Raw genomic sequence first — 6,784 nt, 5'->3', positions numbered from 1 at the left:
CGCGCTGCACTGGTGCCGATGTTTGCGCTGTTCTACGTGATCCTCGCGCCCTTCGTCGGCGCCTTTGCCGATGCGCTTCCCAAAGGCCGGGTCATGTTCGTGAGCAACGCCATCAAGGTAGTTGGCTGCCTGATGATGCTGTTTGGCGCGCATCCCCTGATGGCCTTTGCGGTGGTCGGCCTCGGAGCGGCGGCCTACTCGCCCGCCAAGTACGGCATCCTGACCGAACTGCTGCCGCCGTCGCAACTGGTCAAGGCCAACGGCTGGATCGAGGGGCTCACCATCGCATCCATCATCCTGGGCATCCTGCTGGGCGGTCAGCTGGTGGGCCAGGCCATCGCCACGCGACTGCTCGCCTTTGACTTCCCGGTCATCGACACCGGCATCGACACGGCGCCCGAGGCCGCCATCTTCCTTTTGATCTTCGTTTACGCCGTGGCCGCCTGGTTCAGCACCCGCATTCCACACACTGGTGTGGAGATGCGGCCGATGCCGAAAAACCTGCTGGAGCTGGTGCCCGATTTCTGGGCCTGCAATTCGCGGTTGTGGGGCGACAAGCTCGGCCAGATTTCGCTGGCGACCACAACGCTGTTCTGGGGCGTCAGCGGCAACCTGCGCTACATCATCCTGGCCTGGAGCGCGGCGGCGCTGGGCTACAGCACCACCCAGGCCTCGGCGCTGAGCGGCGTGGTGGCGCTGGGCACCGCCGTCGGCGCCATCGGCGCGTCCATGCGCATGCGGCTAGAGCACGCCACCATGGTCATGCCGCTGGGCATCGCCATGGGCGTGCTGGTGATCGCCATGAATTTCATCCACAACGTGTGGCTGGCCGCGCCCTTCCTGATCGTGCTGGGCGCGCTCGGCGGCTTCCTGGTGGTGCCGATGAACGCGCTGCTGCAGCACCGCGGCCACAACCTGATGGGCGCCGGCCGCTCGATCGCCGTGCAGAACTTCAACGAGCAGGCCTGCATTTTGGGCCTGGGCGCGTTCTACAGCCTGTCGGCCGGCCTGGGCCTCTCTGCCTTCGGCGCCATCACCGCCTTCGGCCTGGTGGTGGCCGGCGTGATGTGGATCATCAAGCGCTGGCACGCCAGCAACTGCATCAAGTACAAGGACGAGGTCGACCACCTGCTGAAGATCGCGCGGCACGACCACACGCATGAGTGAGCCGCACCCCGGGCGGGCCGTGCTGGCGCTGCTCTGGAACGCTCTCGTCTGGGGCCTGTCCTGGTTGCCGATGCGCCTGCTGTACGCACAGGGCGTGCATCCGGTCTGGGCCACCGCCGTCGTGTTCGCCACGCCCCTGGCCATCGGCACCCTGGTGCGGCCGAAGGCCTGGGCGCAGATCGTGCGCCAGCCGTCGCTGTGGGCGCTGGGCGCAGCCGCCGGCACCACCAACCTGGCCTTCAACTGGGGCGTGACGGTGGGCGACGTGGTGCGGGTGGTGCTGCTGTTCTACATGATGCCGGTGTGGAGCGTGCTGCTGGCCTGGCCGCTGCTGGGCGAGAAGCCCGACCCGGCCAAGCTGATGCGCCTGGCGCTGGCGCTGGCCGGCGTGTGGGTGGTGCTGAAATCGCCCGACGCGCCCTGGCCGGTGCCGCGCGACATCGCCGACATGCTGGCGCTGCTGGGGGGCTTCAGTTTCGCCTTGACCAGCGTCACGGTGCGGCGGCTGCGCGCCGTCGATTCCGCCGTGCGGCTGAACGCCATGTTCGGCGGCGGCGTGCTGGCTGCCCTGGCGAGCGGACTGGTTGCCTCGTCCATGGGCGCGATTGCCCCGCTCCCGGCACTGGCGTTCCCGTGGGTCGGCTTGGCGGTGGCGCTGGGCCTGGTGTTCCTCAGCAGCAATGCGACCATGCAGTATGGCGCGGCCCGCCTGCCGGCGCATGTGACGGCGCTGGTGATGCTGTCGGAGATCGTGTTCGCCAGCCTGTCGTCGGTGGCGTTCGGCGCCGGCGAGCTCACCGCGCGAACGCTGCTGGGCGGCGCCTTGATCATGGCTGCGGCCGCGTGGGCCGGATGGTCGGAACACGCAAAGCAGCAACCCGCGTCGGCTTGAGGCCGAACAGCGGACGCAGCCAGTTCACGCGCCGCACCATTGCCGTGATCGCCCAGCAGCCCAGGGCGGTGCCGCCCACCAGCAGCGCCGGCTCCAGCACCGGGCCAAGCCCCAGCGGCGCCAGCTGGACGATCAGCACGATGATCAGCGTCTGGTGCAGCACGTACCAGGGAAATACCGCTTCGCTGGCCCAGGCCAGCCACGGCCATGGCCTGTTGAGCTTGTGGTGCGCCCAGCCCAGGATGGCGAGGATGGCTGCCCACAAATAGAAGTCGCCCAGGCAGCGCAGCAGATGGCGCAGCGGCGCGCCGTCGGGCCAGGCGGCGCGCAAGCCCATCAGCACGGCCAGCAGCAGGACGGCGACGCCCAGTGCTTTCCAGCGCAAGCGCGTCAGTTCGGCCCAAAAGCCGGCATCCAGCCCGATCCAGTAGCCGTAGAGGAACAGCGTGAAGTACGCGGCATGCGCCCAGCCGTCATGGATGAGGTCGTGCGTGGCCGGAAAGCGCGGCCAGAGCACCAGGCTGGACACCAGCAGCGGAAGCACCGGCAGCAGCAGCAGCCTCGCGCCACGCAGGTTCCGCAAGGCATCGCGCAAGCGCTGGCCGGCCGCCGACTCCAGCAGCGGCATCAGCAGCACCAGCAGCACCGTGTAGAACCAGAGATAGGCCAGGTACCAGAGGTGGTTCCAGGTGACGCCTGCTTCCCAGCCGTCGAAGGCGCCGGCCGGCCACGGCTGGCTGTGGCTGAAGTAGCGCGCCAGGAAGCGGCCGAAGCCCGGCTCGATCAGCCCGTTGGCGACGCCCTGCGCATACGGCTGGTACGGCACGATCACCAGCATGCCGAACGCCAGCGGCAGGAGCAGGCGCCAACTGCGCTGTTTCGCCAGCGCCCTCCGGCGGCCGCCGCTGCGGCGAAGCAGCGCCACCGCCAGCCCGGACACCAGGAACAGAAGATCCAGGCGCCACAGGTTGAGTGCACGCATCGGCACCGGCAGCCAGTCCGCCGGCTGCGGGCTCTTGAGGTGCCAGCCCCAGCCGGGCACGTAGTACATGGCCACGTGGTAGAGGATCACCAGCCCGAAGGCCAGCACGCGCAAGGCGTCGATGTCGTGGCGTCTCGCCTGTCCTGCGCTTGTTGTCGAAGAGTCCATGCGGCGGATTCTTGGCCCTGCCCCCGCCGGCCGCACCCGCCATGGGACGGCACGCCGGCCCTTTGGGACGAGCGGAGGCCCCATGGGACGAATCGGCGGCGGCGCCCCTAGACTTCGCCCATGCCCGACCCATCCCTTTCCATGCTGGCGCGCTACCAGCCGTGGCGGCGCCGCGCGGAAATCGGCTTCTGGATCGTGGTGCTGCTAGGGCAGGCCTTGTTCAACACCGTGGTGAGCTGGCTGGACCTGCAGCGTGCCACGCCGGACGTTCCACTGTGGCAACCAGCGACCTGGGAGCTCAGCAGCACGCTGGTGATCGGTGCCCTGATTCCCGCCCTGGCCGCCTTCGAGCGCCGTTTTCCGCTGCGCTGGGACAGCTGGCGCGCCAGCCTGCCCTGGCATTTGCTGGGCAGCCTGGCGTACTGCGCGGCCCACGTCGGCGCCATGGTGCTGCTACGCAAGGCGGTTTATGCGCTGGCCGGCAGCGCGTACGTGGTGCGCGACTGGCCCACTGCCTTTGGCTACGAATACCTGAAGGACGTGCGCACCTACCTGATGATTTTGGTGGCGATCTGGAGCTACCGGCTGGTGCTGCTGCGGCTGCAGGGCGAGGCCCGGCTGCTGGATGCGCCGGAGCCGGCCGCCGGCGCGCAGCCGCTGGAACCACCGGCCGCGGACGATGCCGGGCTCCCGGCGCCACCTACTTCAACCGAGCGCCCGGAACGCTTCCTGGTGCGCAAGCTGCGCAAGGAATTCCTCATCGCCGCCGCCGACATCGCCTGGGTCCAGGCCCAGGGCAACTACGTCGGCCTGCATGTGAACGGCCACGATTACCTGCTGCGCTCCACCCTGGCCGAGTTCCTGCGCCAGCTGGACCCGGCGCGCTTCGTGCAGGTGCACCGCAGCTACGCGGTCAACCTGGACCGCATCGCTGAAATCGAGCCGCAACCGTCCGGCGACGCGCGCCTGAAGATGAAGGACGGCAGCGTGGTGCCGTGCAGCCGGCGCTACCGCGACGCGCTGGCCTGAGCCAGCCTGGCGCGGCAGTACCGTCAGGCCGTGGCGCGGGCCGGGCTCTCGTGCGCTGGCGCGTCGCTGGTCCAGTGGGCGTCCTTGTACCACTCGTGGTCCAGCCGCTCCAGGTCGGCCAGCGTGCGGCCGGGTTCGTCGCGGAAACGGTCGTCCATGCGGCGCACGTAGGTCACGCGGTCGATGCGGAAGCTACGGAAATCGTTGCGCTCCTCGCACCAGCCGGCCAGCGTCCAGACCTTGCCCCAGTAGAAGCAGCCCAGCGGCCGCACAGTACGCTGGGTCAGCTTGTCGGTGAGGTCGCGGTAATTGATGAACACCTTGCGGCGCTCCTGCGCCGCTTCGCGCAATGTCTGCAGCATGGTCTGCGCCGATTCGGACAGCCCGCCCAGCGGCGCATACACCGCCAGCGCCTCCGCCGCGACGCGGGCGTCGGTCGGCAGCACCGCCAGGATCTTGCCCAGCGCATCCTCCGCACTGTGCGCCAGCGCCGGGTCGAGCCAGGCCTGCGCCATGCGCACCGAGGCCACCAGCGCCTTGGCCTCGTCGTTGGTGAACATCATGGGCGGCAGGTCGAACCCCACGCCCAGGCGGTAGCCGACGCCGGCCTCGCCTTCGATCGGCACGCCCTGCAGCTGCAGGTCGGCCACGTCGCGGTAGATGGTGCGCTCCGACACCTCCAGCCGTTGGGCGAGGTAGGCGGCGGTGGTCAACCGCCGGCCGCGGATCAGCTGGATGATGTGGAAAAGTCGGTCGGCTCGGCGCATGGAAGATCCTGACGTGTGTGACAGCGGAATTGGGGAGGCCGGCGGTCGTGTTTGCCGCCGTTGAAGCCTCTACTTTGGCGCACCACACTGACAAGCTGATGTCAGTAGGGGCTCCTGTCACCCAACGTTACCGATCAGCTACCAGCGCTTCATCCAAAGCCTCGACCCAATGCCGCACCGGCGTGCCGGTTCCACTCTGTAAATGGGTGATGCACCCAATGTTCGCGGAGAGGATCGCGGCCGGTTCCAGGCGGCCCAGATGGGTTAGTTTCCTGTCACGCAAATTCTGTGCAATGTCAGGATGTAAGACGGAGTAAGTACCCGCCGAACCGCAGCACAAGTGAGCTTCGTCGGGCGCCCGCCGGACCTTGAAGCCAAGCTGCGTCAGCCCGGTTTCCACCCCATCCTTGAGCTGCTGGCCGTGCTGCAGGGTGCACGGCGGGTGATAGCCCAGCAGTTCCTCCGGCGGTCGCACCCGGCCCTGCAGGGCTTGCGCCAATTGCGGCAGGAGTTCGCTCAGGTCGCGCGTGAGCGCACCAATGCGGGCCGCTTTGTCCGCATAGGCGGTGTCCAGCCGCAGCAGATGGCCGTACTCCTTGACCGTGACGCCACATCCGGAGGCGTTCATGACGATCGCCTCGACCTGCCCGTTTTCCACGTACGGCCACCAAGCGTCGATGTTGGCGCGCATCTGCGCCAGGCCGCCTTCCTGGTCGTTCAGGTGGAAGCGCACCGCGCCGCAGCAGCCTGCGGCCGGCGCGATGACGGCCTGGATGCCGGCGGCATCCAGCACCCGTGCGGTGGCGCTGTTGATGTTGGGCGCCATGGCCGGCTGCACGCAGCCGGCCAGAAGCAGCACCTTGCGCGCATGTTCCCGCGTAGGCCAGCGGCCGGCGTCCTGCGGCGCGGGCACCTTGTCCCTGAGCTTGCCCGGCAGCACGCCGCGCACCGCCTGCCCCAGCTTCATGGCCGGCGCGAACAGCGGGGACGGCAGCCCCTCCTTCAGCGCCCAGCGCACCGCGCGCGAGCCGGCGCCGCGCGGCACCTTGCGCTCCATCACCCTGCGGCCGATGTCCACCAGGTGGCCGTACTGCACGCCGCTCGGGCAGGTGCTTTCGCAGTTGCGGCAGGTCAGGCAGCGGTCCAGGTGCAGTTGCGTCTTCTGCGTGGGCGGCTCGCCCTCCAGCATCTGTTTGATGAGGTAGATGCGCCCGCGCGGCCCGTCGAGTTCGTCGCCCAGCACCTGGTAGGTGGGGCAGGTGGCGGTGCAGAAGCCACAGTGCACGCACTTGCGCAGGATGGCCTCGGCCTCCTCGCCGTCGGGCGTGTTCCGGAATTCGGGGGAAAGATTGGTTTGCATCAGAAGTTTGGGAACAGCCGTCCGGGATTGAAGACGCCGACGGGATCGAATTCGCGTTTGAGTTTGGCGTGGATGCGGTCCAGCGGCGCAGCCAGCGCCTGGAAGCGCGCAAGGCCGGCCGCGGCGTCGGGCGAGGTCCGGAACAGCGTTGCGTGGCCGCCCGTATCCTTCGCGATCCGGCGCAGGCGCTCGGCGTCGCCGGCGGGCGCATGCACCCAGCGCTGTGCGCCGTGCCACTCGATCAGAGACGGCGCACCCAGGTCGAGTTCCGCGGCCGTCTGCGGCACCGACAGCCGCCACAGGTCGCGGCCACCGGCTTCGGCGAACCACGGCAGCTGCTGCTCGCGGCAGGCCTGCCATTGCGCGGCGGCCTGGGCGCCGTCCAGCCGCTCGCCGCCCAGGCTGCGGCAGGCCGCTTG

General features: G+C 68.9%; 6 protein-coding genes and 1 pseudogene. 3 read left to right on the top strand and 4 right to left on the bottom strand.

All coding sequences use genetic code 11. The annotated features are described in order from the left end of the window. The coding region (lplT, locus tag H0U68_RS08860; protein WP_296354717.1) for a lysophospholipid transporter LplT at positions 1-1,167 on the top strand (1,167 nt) is incomplete at its 5' end. Further along, positions 1,160-2,059 (top strand): DMT family transporter, encoded by a 900-nt coding sequence (locus H0U68_RS08855; protein WP_296354714.1) that lies wholly within the window; start codon positions 1,160-1,162, stop codon positions 2,057-2,059. The genes lplT and H0U68_RS08855, both read left to right, overlap by 8 nt. Here H0U68_RS08855 and H0U68_RS08850 read toward each other — a convergent pair. After that, positions 1,995-3,209 carry an acyltransferase gene (locus tag H0U68_RS08850; RefSeq protein ID WP_296354712.1) on the bottom strand — a complete coding sequence of 405 codons (1,215 nt, stop codon included), beginning with the start codon at positions 3,207-3,209 and terminating at the stop codon, positions 1,995-1,997. The genes H0U68_RS08855 and H0U68_RS08850 overlap by 65 nt on opposite strands. A 120-nt stretch (positions 3,210-3,329) precedes the next feature. Between H0U68_RS08850 and H0U68_RS08845 the strand changes: the two genes are divergently transcribed. Beyond that, positions 3,330-4,238, top strand: coding sequence for a LytTR family DNA-binding domain-containing protein (locus H0U68_RS08845; RefSeq protein ID WP_296354710.1), 909 nt, complete (start codon positions 3,330-3,332; stop codon positions 4,236-4,238). A gap of 23 nt (positions 4,239-4,261) precedes the next feature. Here H0U68_RS08845 and H0U68_RS08840 read toward each other — a convergent pair whose 3' ends face one another. From H0U68_RS08840 to glcE, 3 genes and pseudogenes are all read right to left on the bottom strand, one after another. Then, positions 4,262-5,005 (bottom strand): YafY family protein, encoded by a 744-nt coding sequence (locus H0U68_RS08840; RefSeq protein ID WP_296354708.1) that lies wholly within the window; start codon positions 5,003-5,005, stop codon positions 4,262-4,264. A gap of 127 nt (positions 5,006-5,132) precedes the next feature. Next, positions 5,133-6,365: a glycolate oxidase subunit GlcF gene (glcF, locus tag H0U68_RS08835; RefSeq protein ID WP_296354707.1), complete on the bottom strand. Its 1,233-nt coding sequence runs from the start codon at positions 6,363-6,365 to the stop codon at positions 5,133-5,135. Beyond that, positions 6,365-6,784, bottom strand: a pseudogene (glcE, locus tag H0U68_RS08830) (glycolate oxidase subunit GlcE); the annotation flags it as partial. The gene glcF and the pseudogene glcE, both read right to left, overlap by 1 nt.

Source organism: Ramlibacter sp., assembly GCF_013697775.1.
Lineage (GTDB): Bacteria > Pseudomonadota > Gammaproteobacteria > Burkholderiales > Burkholderiaceae_C > Ramlibacter.
Note: the sequence above shows the minus strand (reverse complement) of the source record. Positions and strands in the feature narration are given on the sequence as shown.